12 protein-coding genes are annotated in these 14811 nt (G+C 41.4%); 9 read left to right on the top strand and 3 right to left on the bottom strand.

Annotated elements, in window-relative coordinates:
* Nucleotides 1-183 precede the first annotated feature (183 nt).
* Entirely contained in the window at nt 184-1134 is a 951-nt protein-coding gene (trxB, locus tag PHAL_RS0115185; protein ID WP_016709277.1) for a thioredoxin-disulfide reductase, read from the bottom strand.
* Between the two features lie 288 nt (nt 1135-1422).
* Here trxB and pssA point away from each other — a divergent pair, with 288 nt between their 5' ends.
* Together pssA and PHAL_RS0115195 are read left to right on the top strand one after the other, a co-directional pair.
* Complete coding sequence (gene pssA / locus PHAL_RS0115190; protein WP_016709278.1) at nt 1423-2748, top strand: CDP-diacylglycerol--serine O-phosphatidyltransferase; 1326 nt, start codon at nt 1423-1425, stop codon at nt 2746-2748.
* 101 nt (nt 2749-2849) lie between these two features.
* Nucleotides 2850-3377, top strand: coding sequence for a GNAT family N-acetyltransferase (locus tag PHAL_RS0115195; RefSeq protein ID WP_016709279.1), 528 nt, complete (start codon nt 2850-2852; stop codon nt 3375-3377).
* Between the two features lie 70 nt (nt 3378-3447).
* On the opposite strand, the gene PHAL_RS0115200 is transcribed toward PHAL_RS0115195, so the two are convergent.
* Both PHAL_RS0115200 and PHAL_RS0115205 read right to left on the bottom strand, forming a co-directional pair.
* Nucleotides 3448-4224 (bottom strand): nucleoside-binding outer membrane protein, encoded by a 777-nt coding sequence (locus tag PHAL_RS0115200; RefSeq protein ID WP_016709280.1) that lies wholly within the window; start codon nt 4222-4224, stop codon nt 3448-3450.
* Between the two features lie 95 nt (nt 4225-4319).
* Nucleotides 4320-5633, bottom strand: a complete 1314-nt coding sequence (locus PHAL_RS0115205; RefSeq protein ID WP_016709281.1) for a Na+/H+ antiporter NhaC family protein — start codon at nt 5631-5633, stop codon at nt 4320-4322.
* Between the two features lie 267 nt (nt 5634-5900).
* On the opposite strand from PHAL_RS0115205, the gene dapB reads away from it, so the two are divergent.
* The 7 genes from dapB to PHAL_RS0115240 all read left to right on the top strand — a co-directional run bounded on the left by dapB (nt 5901) and on the right by PHAL_RS0115240 (nt 14765).
* Nucleotides 5901-6698: a 4-hydroxy-tetrahydrodipicolinate reductase gene (dapB, locus tag PHAL_RS0115210; protein WP_016709282.1), complete on the top strand. Its 798-nt coding sequence runs from the start codon at nt 5901-5903 to the stop codon at nt 6696-6698.
* Nucleotides 6699-6905: 207 nt separating this feature from the next.
* Entirely contained in the window at nt 6906-8042 is a 1137-nt protein-coding gene (carA, locus tag PHAL_RS0115215) for a glutamine-hydrolyzing carbamoyl-phosphate synthase small subunit (RefSeq protein ID WP_016709283.1), read from the top strand.
* Between the two features lie 16 nt (nt 8043-8058).
* On the top strand, nt 8059-11277 hold the full coding sequence (gene carB, locus PHAL_RS0115220) for a carbamoyl-phosphate synthase large subunit (protein WP_016709284.1): 3219 nt from the start codon (nt 8059-8061) through the stop codon (nt 11275-11277).
* 51 nt (nt 11278-11328) lie between these two features.
* Nucleotides 11329-11805 carry a transcription elongation factor GreA gene (greA, locus tag PHAL_RS0115225; RefSeq protein ID WP_016709285.1) on the top strand — a complete coding sequence of 159 codons (477 nt, stop codon included), beginning with the start codon at nt 11329-11331 and terminating at the stop codon, nt 11803-11805.
* A 126-nt stretch (nt 11806-11931) separates the two neighbouring features.
* Complete coding sequence (locus tag PHAL_RS0115230) at nt 11932-12978, top strand: S66 family peptidase (protein WP_016709286.1); 1047 nt, start codon at nt 11932-11934, stop codon at nt 12976-12978.
* A 762-nt stretch (nt 12979-13740) separates the two neighbouring features.
* On the top strand, nt 13741-14148 hold the full coding sequence (locus PHAL_RS0115235) for a hypothetical protein (protein ID WP_016709287.1): 408 nt from the start codon (nt 13741-13743) through the stop codon (nt 14146-14148).
* A 125-nt stretch (nt 14149-14273) separates the two neighbouring features.
* Nucleotides 14274-14765 carry a GNAT family N-acetyltransferase gene (locus PHAL_RS0115240; protein WP_016709288.1) on the top strand — a complete coding sequence of 164 codons (492 nt, stop codon included), beginning with the start codon at nt 14274-14276 and terminating at the stop codon, nt 14763-14765.
* Nucleotides 14766-14811 lie beyond the last annotated feature (46 nt).

Raw genomic sequence — 14811 nt, forward strand, 5'->3', positions numbered from 1 at the left:
TTTAGATCCTATCGCACTTACACCATTAATTGTATATATAAAATGAATCTTCACTATAATTACTGTGAATGTGTATCGTGTTCACAACACTTTATGAAGTGTTTAGTTGATTTTTTATTGTAGGCATAAATTGTAGGCATAAAAAAAGGCCGAATAAATCAGCCTTCAAAATAGAGTCAAAAATTATAAATTATCTAAGAAGCGCTCAGCGTCTAATGCAGCCATACAACCAGTACCCGCTGAGGTAATTGCTTGACGGTAAATGTGATCAGACACATCCCCAGCAGCAAAAACACCTGGCACACTTGTTTGGGTTGCATTACCGTTTAAACCAGACTCAACCACTAAGTAGCCGTCTTTCATTTCTAGCTGACCTACAAACATATCGGTATTTGGTTTATGGCCGATAGCAATAAACACGCCAGCTAAATCAAGTTCTTCAGTAGCATCAGAGTTTGCGTCTTTAATGCGAATACCTGTAACGCCCATTTGGTCGCCAAGTACTTCGTCTAGTGTGCGGTTATAATGCAATACTACATTACCGTTCGCAGCTTTTTCAGCTAAACGATCAGCTAAGATTTTTTCACTGCGGAAACTATCGCGACGATGAATAACATGTACTTCATCTGCAATGTTAGATAAATAAAGCGCTTCTTCAACTGCGGTATTACCGCCACCAACAACGGCGACTTTCTGACCTTTATAGAAAAAGCCATCACAGGTTGCACAGGCTGAAACACCACGGCCTTGGAAGTTTGTTTCAGATTCTAGGCCTAAATATTTAGCAGACGCACCAGTGGCGATGATTAATGCATCACAGGTATAAGTGCCTTGATCACCAGTAAGCGTGAACGGGCGCTTTGATACATCTACTTTATTGATGTGATCAAATACAATTTCGGTTTCAAAACGCTCAGCGTGCTCTTTCATACGATCCATTAATGCAGGACCTGTTAAACCATGAGCATCGCCAGGCCAGTTTTCAACTTCAGTTGTTGTTGTAAGTTGACCGCCTTGCTGTATTCCTGTGATCAATACAGGGTTTAGATTTGCACGTGCTGCGTATACAGCCGCAGTGTAACCCGCAGGGCCAGAACCTAAGATTAGTAACTTACAATGTTTTGCTTCACTCATGTTTTTTATCCTAAACGTTTTAATAGCGTATTAATGCGCTCGATTTTAAGAGAAACAAGGGGGAAGTAAATAAAACTGACGATTATTTTTTTTTCTAAATCGCAAAGCTGTCAAATATTGTGTACTAGAATTGTGAAAAATGACTGTTCTGTATGATATGTGAACTATTAAGTCATTATTAGTCTAACTAGCAGCGTTAATTCATGACCAAGCTCAGTTTTTTTGATATGTTTTAACTAATTTTGATTTGTGACCCTATAAAAGGGTGACCTAAGTGAATAGGCAACTATGTTATTTTGGCAGGAAAAACCCGCGTTCGGGGTGACTTCAAAAGACGTTAACGTCTTAACCAATGCAAAACAGTATCACACACAATTACTGGCTTTAATTGCGAGCGCACAAACACGAATTTATATTACTGCGCTGTATTTACAAGATGATGAAGCTGGGCGTGAAATACTTGAAGCACTCCACCAAGCGTCATTGGCAAAGCCAGAACTTGAAGTGAAAGTGTTGGTTGATTTTCATCGCGCTCAACGTGGCTTAATTGGTGCTGCAAAATCTGACGGTAATGCCAGTTTGTATTGTGAATACCAAGAAAAGTACCAATCGAATGTCAAAATATTTGGCGTACCAGTAAAAGCCAAAGAATTATTTGGTGTATTACACTTAAAAGGCTTCGTAATAGACGATACCTTGCTTTATAGCGGGGCGAGTTTAAATAATGTGTATTTACAATATCAAGATCGTTATCGATTAGATCGCTACTTTCTAGTTAAGCAAGCTTCGCTGTGCGACTCTATTATTCATTTTATAGAACAAGAGTTGTTAAGCTCAGAGGCCGTTCCACGTATTGATACACGACCACTAACCAAGTTTAATGATATTAAGCTGGCGCAAAAGCAGTTAATGCGTTCATTAAAACAAGCTAATTATGCTCATGCAATGGATGACAATACACAGCCACTTGGGGTGAGACTATTTTTAGGTTTGGGTCGTCGTAGTAATGAATTAAACCGACTTATAAAGTCATTGTTTGATGCTACAGAGCAAGAGCTGGTTTTATACACGCCTTATTTTAACTTTCCTGCACCGTTAATGCGCTCCTTACGACGCTTACTTAAGCAAGGCAAACAAGTCACTATTGTTGTTGGTGATAAAACCGCAAATGATTTTTTTCTGCCGCCGAGTGAGCCCTTTAGTAAAATAGGTGCGCTGCCTTATTTGTATGAGACTATTTTGTATAAATTTTTAAAATCGCAAAAACGTCACATCAATAATGGTAATTTAAATGTCTACTTATGGAAGCACGAAAGTAATTCATTTCATTTAAAAGGCATTTGCTCAGATCGAAAGTACCATTTACTAAGTGGTCATAATTTAAATCCACGTGCATGGGGCTTAGATATCGAGAACGGTATTTTGTTAGAAGATCCAGAGCAAAGCCTGATGCCAGCAATTGATAACGAAAGAGCAGAGATTTTACAGCACTGCCGCCGTTTAAATGGCGCTGAAGATTTAGAAACCATGGATGATTACCCGCCAGCGGTTAAAAAATTGTTAGGTCAAGCCAAACGTGTCAAAGTCGACTTTATTATTAAGCGTTTTATTTAAGTAAAGGGTTTGAGCAAATAGGGCGCTCAGAATTAGATGGTCAGGGAAACCCGTTTCCGCTGATACATATGCGTTTAGCAAAAGTAGCTGAGGTTGATTAAATGGAGTTAGTGATTTCAGACTCAATAACGTTAAAGCCATTAGCTATTAGTTTTGCTGAGGAACTTTACTCAGTTATCGTCGAGAGTAGGGAAAATCTGAGTCAATTTTTACCTTGGGTGGATAACGTAATAGATGTCAATTCAACCAAGCAGTATATAGCTGAGCGACTACACAGCAATAAAGCTGGCGCTCAGTGGTTTGCGATATATACTCAGGAGCGCTTAAGCGGTGTGTTTGGTATTAAGCACATTGATCCAGACATTAAAGTTGCTGAATGCGGTTACTGGTTAGCTGATTTTGCACGTGGGCAAGCAGTTATGACTCAAGTGCTTGCTAAAATAATACCTTATATAAAAAATACGAGCAACGCAAAAGTGGTAGAGTTTTGCTGTTTAGAGGAAAACTTAGCCAGTATCAAAGTAGTGCAGCGCGCAGGTGCGAAGTTCAAATATTATCACCAAGAGGTATCACATTTTCTGGCTAATAAGCAGCAACGTTTAGGTGTTTATGAAATAAAGCTAACGTGATCAGTATTCGTGGTAAGTAACAAAAAGCGCAATACAATGTATATCGCGCTTTAACTATTGCCCAAATTAGTTAAAACGTCCACTCAACGTGGAACTGTGGTACCGACTCGGTAGTATCAGTGCCTAGCTTGTTATGCCAGTATTGCCACTCAAGGCCAAGGAGCAAGGTATTTTCTTTCATACTAATAGCATGACCTAAATCCCACGTGATAATAGGCTGCGCTAATATCCACGCTTTTACATCTTCGCCAAACTCATTTTCACGCTCAGCAATGTATTCAATGTGGCCTGTGACATTAAATTTTTGTGAACCAATCGAAAACGGGTAACCCCATGCTACATCAAGCATCCAGCTATTTGTTTCAATCGGTGCACCACCACGTGCTACGCCATCGTTATCATCAATATAGGCCGTTACAAGCGTTGATAAAAAGGTAAAACCAGGCGCTTGCCAGTTTATTTTTACACCGGGTAAATACTTTAATACCTTTGAGTCACCGGCTGCGTTAAAACCCGCTGTTAGGCCAATATCCATAATGGCGCCATAAGACATGTCGTTGCCTGAAATTTTTGACAGGCTGAGCGTTGAATACCATTCGCCGTAAAAGTCTTTATCTTGATAACCATCATCAGTGGCGTCATTGATATAATCAATAAAGAAGAAGTTATCCCCATAGTCATAGGCTGATGCATGTTGCAGTGATGCGATCGTGGTGTTTGATTCTTGTCCTGTAAATGGGTTTTTAAAATCACCATTGTTAAGGTGTAAAGCAGTACTGCTCCAGTTAGCCGCTTGGCTAGAGCTACTTGCCAAGCAAATGGCAGCGAGGACGACGGTTTTTTTCAATGTTTTATCTCGAATTTAAAGGTTATATATCCAAAAACGAGATTATAGCAGATACGCTGAAAGTTAGCGTATCTGGCTAAACTAATATTGGCAGTTTATGCCTTATTACGACGCAAACAGATCACTGCAATTGCGGTAAAGGCTAATATAAAACAGTAGTACGAAGAAGTAGACACTTGCCACGGGCTAATTTTAAAGGTCGCCCCCAATAGCAGTGCTTGTGCACCATACGGCAAAGAGCCTTGAGTAACACAGGCAAATATATCCAGTAAGCTGGCAGAGCGCTTACCGCTGATCTCACCATCATCAGCAAGCTTTTTAGCAATTGGGCCGGCAACAATGATAGACACGGTATTATTAGCAATACATAAGTTACTAGTCATTACCAAAGCTGCAATACCCAATTGGTCAGCCACTTTGCGATGCCACTTGGCAATAACTTTTGTGATTGCTTGAATCTTTTGCGCTATGTAATCTAAGCCGCCATTAATGCGAATAAATTCAGATAAGCCGCCAATAAACATCGACAGTAAAAAGATTTCCTGCATATCCGTAAAACCTTTGTAAATGTCTTTTACAAAGCTGGCGCCTTCATAACTGCCGGTAAAGCCCATCAGTGCCGCAAATATTATACCGCTGAACAGCACTACAAATACATTAAATCCCATGACTGCCAGGACTAAAATGAAGGCATAAGGCAGTACCAGTAGAATATCATAGTCTTTAGTTTCAACGGCTTGTGCAGCAGGCGTTAAAAAGAATAATAAACCAATGGTAAGGACAGCTGCAGGCAAGGCAATTTTTAAATTCTCACGAAATTTATCTTTCATTTCACAGCCTTGTGTACGGGTTGCGGCAATTGTGGTGTCGGAAATAATAGATAAGTTATCACCAAACATGGCGCCAGATACAATAGTACCTGCCATTAACGCAGGATCAATACCTGTTTTAATGGAAACCGCATAAGCAATTGGGCCAATTGCACCGATAGTACCCATTGACGTTCCCATGGCGGTGGATACCACTGCGGCAATTAAAAATAAACCCGGTAATAATAATGCTGGTGGAATAAGAGATAAACCGGCATTAACAACCGCATCGACACCGCCAGTAGCACCTGCCACCGCAGAGAAAGCACCTGCAAGCAAGTAAATTAAGCACATGGTAATAATGTTGTTGTGGCCAGCACCTTTTATAAAGGTTTCCACACTGTGGTTAATGGTGTTTTTATTGAGAATAAACGCCAGCATGATCGCCGGTAAAATCGCAACAGGGGCAGGGAGTTGATAAAAGGCGTAATCAACCCCTTGTGATTGCAGGTATAAACCTGCGCCTAAAAATAAGGCAACAAATGTAAGTAGCGGCAGCAAAGATAACTTTGCATTAGTTTTATTAAATGATGGCTGCATCATATTCCTCGTTAGATAACTCATAGACAACTAAACAGCCAAAACATCCCTCTTTTAGCAGCATTTAGTTGTTTGCCTTATCAAAGTGATAAGTAGCTCAACAGCGCCCGCAAGCCAAAGACCAAATCGGCGCAAAAAAAGAAGTTTAAATGTATAGATGGCTAAAGTCTATGGGTATCTGTTATTATTATTTTTAATAGGCTTACCTGACTATTACATGAGTTTTAGATAAAATCTAGCCAACATAAAAACAAAGGTTAATTAACTATGAATCGAATTGGCGTATTTGGCGCAAACGGAAGAATGGGCTTGGCGTTAGTTGAAGCCGCACATAAAAATAATCATGCCGAGCTAGGTGCAGCTTATGTACGTAGTAGTTCACCGTTATTAAATATTGCAGTTAATCAATTAAATAGTGCCGCACCTGCCACAATTAATTTTAGTGATGAGCGCAGTGTAACTAATATTGATGTACTGATTGACTTTACCCTTCGGGCAGGCATGCGTGAACATTTAAAAACCGCTGTCGCGCAAAACATCCCAATGGTTATAGGCACAACCGGCTTAGATAGCGATGATATGTTGGCATTACAAACAGCTGCTAAGCAGATCCCAATTGTGTTCGCGCGTAACTACAGCGTGGGCGTGAATTTATTGTTGAATTTAGTGCAAACCGCCGCCACTAAGTTTGGTGATGATCTAGATATTGAAATTTTTGAAGCGCATCATCGCCATAAAATCGATGCACCATCGGGAACTGCCTTAGCGATTGGTGAAGCAATTGCACAGGCAAAAGGCTGGGATCACGATGAAGTGGCGGTGTTTGACCGTAGCAAAATAGAAACAGAAAAATCGCAAAATGAAATCGGTTATTCGGTGCTCAGAGGCGGCGACATAGTTGGTGAACACACTGCATATTTCGCAACTTCTGGCGAAAGGCTTGAATTAACTCATAAAGCAAGCTCTCGAATGACCTTTGCATTAGGCGCAGTAAGAGCTGCAGGCTGGTTGAAAAATAAGCCTGCAGGACTTTATGATATGCAAGATGTGCTTGACTTGAAGTAGTTTTCTTGCATTTTTGGCGCTTTGGTGGTTTTTTTTGCTAATAGCGCTTATTTTTAGTAATTATTGAAATAGGGTTAGACCTAAATGCGAAATTACTATAGAATAGCGCCAATTTGCCAAAAATTCATAATTGCGTGTTTCCAATCGCTATAAACGGGTAGTAAAGCAAATGACTTTACTCCCGTTTTTTACTGTTAGGAGGTTAACTTGACTAAATCCGCTCTGTTAGTTCTAGAAGACGGCACAGTGTTTCGCGGTACTGCAATCGGCGCTGACGGCATGTCAGTCGGTGAAGTAGTATTCAATACGTCTATGACTGGTTATCAGGAAATTCTGACCGACCCTTCATACGCGGAACAAATCGTAACTTTGACGTACCCACATATCGGTAATACGGGTACTAACAGCGAAGACGAAGAAGCGAGTCACATTTGGGCGAAAGGCCTTGTGATCCGTGATTTGCCACTGCTAGCAAGTAATTTTCGTAACGAGCAATCGTTAGATGATTACTTAAAACAACGCAATATCTTAGGTATTGCAGATATCGACACTCGTAAGCTTACTCGTATTTTGCGTGATAAAGGCGCTCAAAACGGTTGTATCGTTGCTGGTGATGATATCGATGAAAACAAAGCGCTCGCAGCTGCGCAAGCCTTCCCAGGCTTAAAAGGCATGGATTTAGCAAAAGTAGTCTCAACCAAGGAAAGCTTCCAGTGGAATGAATCAAGCTGGACACTGGGTGAAGGGTTTAAAACCTTAAACGCAGAAGATGAGAAGTTTCATGTTGTTGCCTACGACTTCGGTGTAAAGCGTAATATCTTACGAATGCTTGTAGACCGTGGTTGTAAATTAACCGTTGTACCTGCACAAACCTCGGCAGCCGACGTGTTAGCACTTAATCCAGATGGTATCTTTTTATCAAATGGCCCAGGTGACCCAGAGCCGTGTACATACGCAATTGAAGCAATTAAAACCTTCTTAGAAACAGATACACCAATTTTTGGTATTTGTTTAGGTCACCAATTGTTAGCCCTTGCCTCAGGTGCAAAAACAGTAAAAATGAAGTTTGGTCATCACGGTGGTAACCACCCGGTGAAAGACTTGGACCGCGATGTCGTTATGATCACTGCACAAAACCACGGTTTTGCAGCTGATGAAGCAACCTTACCTGCAAACCTGCGTGCAACGCATAAATCGTTATTCGACGGCACTTTGCAAGGTATTCATCGTACTGATAAGCCAGCGTTTAGCTTCCAAGGTCACCCAGAAGCAAGCCCAGGCCCGCACGATGCAGCGCCATTATTTGACCACTTCATCGACTTGATGCAAGCACGTAACAACTAATTATACCGGAGTAACAATGCCAAAACGTACCGACATAAAAAGCATTCTTATCCTAGGCGCAGGCCCGATTGTTATCGGCCAAGCCTGTGAATTTGACTACTCTGGTGCTCAAGCGTGTAAAGCACTAAGAGAAGAAGGCTATCGAGTTATCTTAGTTAACTCAAACCCAGCAACAATTATGACTGACCCTGAAATGGCAGATGCGACGTACATCGAACCAATTCACTGGGAAGTTGTTGAAAAAATTATTGAAAAAGAAAAGCCAGATGCAGTATTACCAACCATGGGTGGTCAAACGGCATTAAACTGTGCACTTGATTTAGATAAGCATGGTGTATTGGCTAAGCACGGCGTTGAGCTAATTGGTGCAACAGCGGATGCAATCGACAAAGCAGAAAACCGTGAGCGTTTCGATGTTGCAATGAAAAACATCGGCTTAGAATGTCCACGTGCTGAAATCGCACACTCAATGGAAGAAGCCCGCGACACGATGACGCGAATTGGCTTGCCATGTATCATTCGTCCTTCTTTCACTATGGGCGGTACCGGTGGTGGTGTTGCGTATAACTTAGAAGAGTTCGAAGAGATTTGTGAACGCGGTTTAGACTTATCGCCAACTAGCGAATTATTGATTGATGAATCATTAATTGGCTGGAAAGAATATGAGATGGAAGTTGTTCGCGACAAAAAAGACAACTGTATCATCGTTTGCTCTATTGAAAACTTTGACCCAATGGGCGTGCACACCGGTGACTCAATCACGGTTGCTCCAGCACAAACCCTAACCGATAAAGAATACCAAATCATGCGTAATGCCTCTATGGCAGTATTACGTGAAATTGGTGTTGAAACCGGTGGTTCAAACGTACAGTTTGGTGTAAATCCAGTTGATGGTCGTATGGTTATCATCGAGATGAACCCACGTGTATCACGTTCATCAGCACTTGCGTCAAAAGCGACGGGCTTCCCGATTGCTAAAATCGCAGCAAAGCTTGCTGTAGGTTACACCCTTGATGAGCTACAAAACGATATCACCGGTGGTAAAACACCTGCATCGTTTGAGCCATCAATTGATTACGTTGTAACTAAGATCCCACGCTTTAACTTTGAAAAATTTGCCGGTGCTAATGACCGTCTAACTACGCAAATGAAGTCAGTTGGTGAAGTCATGGCGATTGGTCGTAACCAGCAAGAGTCATTACACAAAGCATTACGTGGCCTAGAAGTCGGTGCAACGGGCTTTAACCCGATTGTGGCGCTTGATGACCCGAAAGCGAAAGAAAAAATCATCCGTGAATTGCGCGAGCCTGGTGCTGAGCGTATTTGGTACATTGCAGATGCAATGCGCCATGGTATGAGCGTTGATGATGTATTTGAACTGACTAAGATTGACCCTTGGTACCTTGTTCAAATCGAAGACATTCTTAAAGATGAAGCTAAAATCGCTGAAGTTGGCATGGCTGGTTTAAATGCAGACTTCCTACGTAAGTTAAAGCGTAAAGGGTTTGCAGATCCACGCATCGCTGAAATTGCCGGTGTATCTGAAGCTGAAATTCGTAAAAAGCGTCATCAATTAAACATCGTGCCTGTATACAAGCGCGTTGATACCTGCGCCGCTGAGTTTAGCTCAGACACTGCTTACATGTACTCATCTTACGATGAAGAATGTGAAGCAATGCCATCTGACAAAGATAAGATCATGGTTATCGGTGGTGGTCCTAACCGTATTGGTCAAGGTATTGAGTTTGACTACTGTTGTGTTCATGCTGCACTTGCGTTACGTGAAGACGGTTATGAAACTATCATGGTTAACTGTAACCCTGAGACAGTGTCTACCGATTATGATACCTCAGACCGTTTATACTTCGAACCAATTACCCTTGAAGACGTTCTTGAAATCGTTCGTGTTGAAAAGCCAAAAGGCGTTATCGTGCAATACGGTGGCCAAACGCCACTTAAACTTGCTCGTGCCCTTGAAGCGAATGGTGTGCCAGTCATTGGTACTTCACCGGATGCAATCGACCGTGCAGAAGACCGTGAACGTTTCCAGCAACTTGTTGAACGCCTAGACTTACTACAGCCTGAGAACGCGACTGTAACATCAACTGAAGAAGCCATTGCTAAATCAGCTGAAATCGGTTTCCCACTGGTTGTGCGTCCTTCGTATGTATTGGGCGGCCGTGCAATGGAAATTGTGTATGACGAGCAAGACTTACGTCGTTACATGACCGAAGCGGTATCTGCATCAAATGAAGCGCCGGTGTTACTTGACCGTTTCTTAGATAACGCGATTGAAGTTGACGTTGACGCAATTTGCGACGGCGAGCAAGTGATCATCGGTGGTATCATGGAGCACATCGAGCAAGCTGGTGTTCACTCAGGTGATTCAGCCTGTTCGTTACCAGCACACTCGTTATCACAAGAAGTGCAAGACGTAATGCGCAAGCAAGTAACTGATATGGCACTTGAGCTTGGCGTAGTTGGTTTGATGAATACTCAGTTTGCTGTTAAAGATGGCAAAGTGTATTTAATCGAAGTAAACCCGCGTGCTGCACGTACTGTACCATTTGTATCAAAAGCAACGGGTGTTGCACTTGCTAAAGTTGCAGCTCGTTGTATGGCGGGTCAATCGCTTGCAAGTCAAGGTATTACTAAAGAAGTAATTCCTCCTTACTACAGCGTAAAAGAAGTCGTACTGCCGTTTGCTAAGTTCCAAGGCGTGGATCCAATCCGTGGCCCTGAAATGCGCTCAACCGGTGAAGTAATGGGTGTGGGCGATACATTCGCTGAAGCCTTTGCAAAAGCACAATTAGGTGCAAGCAACACTTTACCACGCGGTGGCCGCGCGTTACTATCTGTGCGTAATAGCGATAAACCACGTATTGTTGAACTAGCTAAAACCATGACCGATCTTGGTTTTGAATTAGACGCAACAGGTGGTACAGCTGCAGCCCTTGAAGATGCTGGCATCGCGGTACGCCGTGTAAACAAAGTATTCGAAGGTCGCCCGCATATTCTTGATAGAATCAAAAATGGCGAGTATAGCTATATCGTTAATACCACCGAAGGTCGCCAAGCGATCGAAGATTCGAAGGTGTTACGTCGTGGTGCATTGCAACACAAAACTAACTATACGACGACGCTTAATGCGGCGTTTGCTAACTGTACTGCTAACCAAGCAGACGACCGTAGCAAAGTAACGTCAGTTCAAGAATTACACCTAAGATTGAACTAAGGAAATGTGCCAAGGCCGTTATGCGCGGCCTTGGGATTAAGTGAGAAAAGTATGCAATCAATTCCGATGACAGTTCGTGGCGCTGATTTACTGCGTAAAGAACTTAACGAATTAAAAACAGTTACCCGTCCAAAAATCGTTGCAGACATTGCTGATGCACGTGAACACGGTGACTTAAAAGAGAACGCTGAATATCATGCTGCGCGTGAGCAACAGGGTTTTTGTGAAGGCCGCATTCAAGAAATTGAAGCTAAGCTTTCAAATGTACAAATTATTGATGTAACTAAATTACCAAACACAGGTAAAGTTATCTTTGGCACTACGGTAACAATTGTAAATGTTGAAACCGATGCTGAAGTAACCTACCAAATTGTCGGTGATGATGAAGCGGATATAAAAAACAATCGTATTTCGGTTAACTCACCAATCGCCCGTGGTTTAATTGGTAAACAAGCAGACGATGCTGTGATCATTAAAACGCCAAATGGTGATGTTGAATACGAAGTTATTGAAGTACAGTACATTTAATACTTTACTCATTTTCACGCTTTTAAAAACCGATGCTTGCATCGGTTTTTTATACCGCGAACAAACTCGACATTCTTTAATAAATTGGCTACGTTAAGCTAACGTATTGATAATTTGTAGATGTTGATGACAGCCATCACTTTTCCTGATGCATTAAAAAATGGTGATAAAATTGCCATTTGCGCCTTTTCATCCGGTGTTGATAGTCACTTCCACCCACGCCTAGATTGTGTACTTAGCGGCTTAACACACCGTGGCTACCAAGTCGTGGAGGGCGAATGTTTAAGGCAACAAAGTAGCCCTGCAAAGCAACGCGCTGATGAGTTAATGGCGTTTTTAGTTGATGACAGTATTGCTGCAATTATGCCGCCTTGGGGTGGTGAACTTGCTATGGAAGTACTTCCATATCTTGATTTTAATGCAATTAAACAGGCTCGCCCGAAATGGCTAGTCGGATTTTCAGACGTCAGTACGCTTGCTTGTGTATTAACTGCACGTTGTGGCTGGGCTACATTACATTGTACGAACTTAATGCAGCTGCATCCAAACGAGCTAGATACACATTGCTTACAAGTGTTCAAAACGCTTGAGCTTGCTCCAGGCAGTGAATTTATGCAAACGCCTGCACCGTATTATCAAACTGATGTAATCAATTATGCTCATACACCTGATGCGCTATTTACACTTACACAACCAAGCCAATGGCGTTGTTTAAATGTTAAAGATAACCGTGAAGTAGAACTATCTGGGCGGCTATTTGGTGGCTGTTTAGACACTTTAGGTTTATTACTCGCATCTCCATTTTTGGCGCTGGATGAATTTAAAAAGCACTTTGCACTCCATGGCTTAGTTTTATATTTAGAAAATGCCGAACTTAATGCCAATGCATTATCGCGGTTTTTAATCGCGCTTAAATTGAGTGGCATTCTAAGCGATATAAATGGCTTAATTATTGGCAGAAACGGCGCAAGTAGTAGTTCAGAGCAACACAGTGAATATTATCAAGCACTTCAGCGATCCCTTGGTGAATGTTTATTCCCAGTGATCATTGACGCTGATATCGGGCATGTTGCCCCCAATTTATGTTTAGTGAATGGCGCAACAGTAAAAGTACTGGCAACGCTTGAGAGTGCAAAGGTGCTCGATGCACAAATCATCACCAGTTTAAGTTGAAATGAGCGTTCATGTTCTAATACCAATCGACTTAAATATTTAACCATTCTAGCGGGCTAAATAAAGCGCTAACTACGTTATAAATTTTTATGTAGAACAACTACATATCAAAATTTATGCCTTGTTATCACTCCATTTATTTGTCGCTATAAATGGTCAGTAACTTAACACGATTGGTATAAATTAAACACGCATAAGATTTTAAAGCGGCTATTAGTTGGACAACGCTGTTTTTATTTTATGAGAGCGAGAACGATTACAGTCACTTTTTTATTGCTTAGTTACAAACCAGCTCTAGGTATTTTTGATTTTGACTTAAGGTGAGTTTGGCGCTGTTGGGAATATTCATCCCAATGAGTGAGTTATTATCAGTAGCTAAGCAGCCGCAGTAATGTGTGCAAAGGCATCAGGAATGAGTAAATGCTGCTACTTAGTGGTTTACGCTAATATATTTGTAATTACGCTCACTTGCAATGGGTTAACCGCCTGGCAAAAACAATGTGCTCGTAAAACTCTAAGGCCTGTTTATCTCTCTCGCTTGAATTTACAGTTGTATGTGAAAATTTTGCCCTTTGTATGAGTGAATTTAAACCATCAAAGGTCCGCAGGTATTAGACTAAAGTCGATAGGTTAATTTTCTTCACCTATCGAGTTTATTTTTATCGTTTGTCGAAATTGAGCTAACACTCTAAAGTTCAATTGTCGGCAACACAGACGACACGACTCAGGTAAACAATCAAATAGGCAATTAGGAAAATAATCATGAAACGTACACTAATCAAAACCATCGCACTTAGCTCATTATTAACTTGCTCAGCCGCTGCAATGGCAGGTGGCAGTGATTACAAATTAATGGTTATTGAAACGGCAACTGCACCACAACCTCTTGAGCAGTCATTTAACAGCTGTGCCCTGAATGTTAAATCAAAAAACTACGAGCAAGCAGAAGCAATATGTACTAAAGCAATTGCGCTATTAAAAGAAAGCCGTGAGTCAAAGCTTAAAGTACGCGAGCTTACTTCATACGCCTTAAGTAATCGTGGTGTGTCACGCATGATGGCTAAAAACGATGCTGCTGGCTTATCAGATTTATACGAAGCAGCGCAAATTGCTGACAGTGCAATGGTTTCTCATAATCTTACCCGCGCTAAAGAATACCTTTCTTTATAAAACGTACAATGTATAGAAAAACCCATATTGCTCAGGCAATATGGGTTTTTGTGTTTTAATTCGTATGATGTAGTTAAATTAAAATGAGTCGTTTTATCTGCTCGTCAATTTTCAAGGAAAGTTAGGTGTTTATTCGCAAATTCACACAGCTAGATTACCCAGCCGTAAAAGAAATTTATCAACAAGGCATCGATACCGGCAATGCCACATTTCAACTTATTAGTAAAACGTGGGATGAATGGCATAATTCTATGCATGATCATTCTCGCCTTGTGGCTGAAGACAATGGTCATGTTTGTGGTTGGGCTGCTTTGTCACCAGTATCTAATCGAGATGTGTACTCAGGCATCGCTGAAGTGAGTGTCTATGTGTCTAAAGCAGCGCAAGGAAAAGGAATAGGCCATAAACTATTAGCACAGCTTATCGTAGAGTCTGAAAAAAATAATATATGGACGCTACAAGCGGCTATTTTTCCAGAAAATCTAGCGAGTATTCAACTCCATTTAAATAATAACTTTCGCCGACTTGGTATTCGTGAAAAGCTTGGCAAAATGCATGATACTTGGCGTGATGTTGTTCTTCTGGAAAGACGAAGCCAAATTATCGGTATTAGTTGATGAGTTAGGTAATTAAAAAGCCGTTGTTAAAACAACGGCTTTTTAG

Source organism: Pseudoalteromonas haloplanktis ATCC 14393 (assembly GCF_000238355.1).
GTDB classification, from domain to species: domain Bacteria; phylum Pseudomonadota; class Gammaproteobacteria; order Enterobacterales; family Alteromonadaceae; genus Pseudoalteromonas; species Pseudoalteromonas haloplanktis.

Bases quoted from the DNA above. Each gene is read 5' to 3' on its own strand.
- PHAL_RS0115230 (WP_016709286.1), top strand. From the start codon at position 11,932: ATGACAGCCATCACTTTTCCTGATGCATTAAAAAATGGTGATAAAATT.
- carB (WP_016709284.1), top strand. From the start codon at position 8,059: ATGCCAAAACGTACCGACATAAAAAGCATTCTTATCCTAGGCGCAGGC.
- trxB (WP_016709277.1), bottom strand. From the start codon at position 1,134: ATGAGTGAAGCAAAACATTGTAAGTTACTAATCTTAGGTTCTGGCCCT.
- PHAL_RS0115205 (WP_016709281.1), bottom strand. From the start codon at position 5,633: ATGCAGCCATCATTTAATAAAACTAATGCAAAGTTATCTTTGCTGCCG.
- PHAL_RS0115235 (WP_016709287.1), top strand. From the start codon at position 13,741: ATGAAACGTACACTAATCAAAACCATCGCACTTAGCTCATTATTAACT.
- PHAL_RS0115195 (WP_016709279.1), top strand. From the start codon at position 2,850: ATGGAGTTAGTGATTTCAGACTCAATAACGTTAAAGCCATTAGCTATT.
- pssA (WP_016709278.1), top strand. From the start codon at position 1,423: ATGTTATTTTGGCAGGAAAAACCCGCGTTCGGGGTGACTTCAAAAGAC.
- greA (WP_016709285.1), top strand. From the start codon at position 11,329: ATGCAATCAATTCCGATGACAGTTCGTGGCGCTGATTTACTGCGTAAA.
- dapB (WP_016709282.1), top strand. From the start codon at position 5,901: ATGAATCGAATTGGCGTATTTGGCGCAAACGGAAGAATGGGCTTGGCG.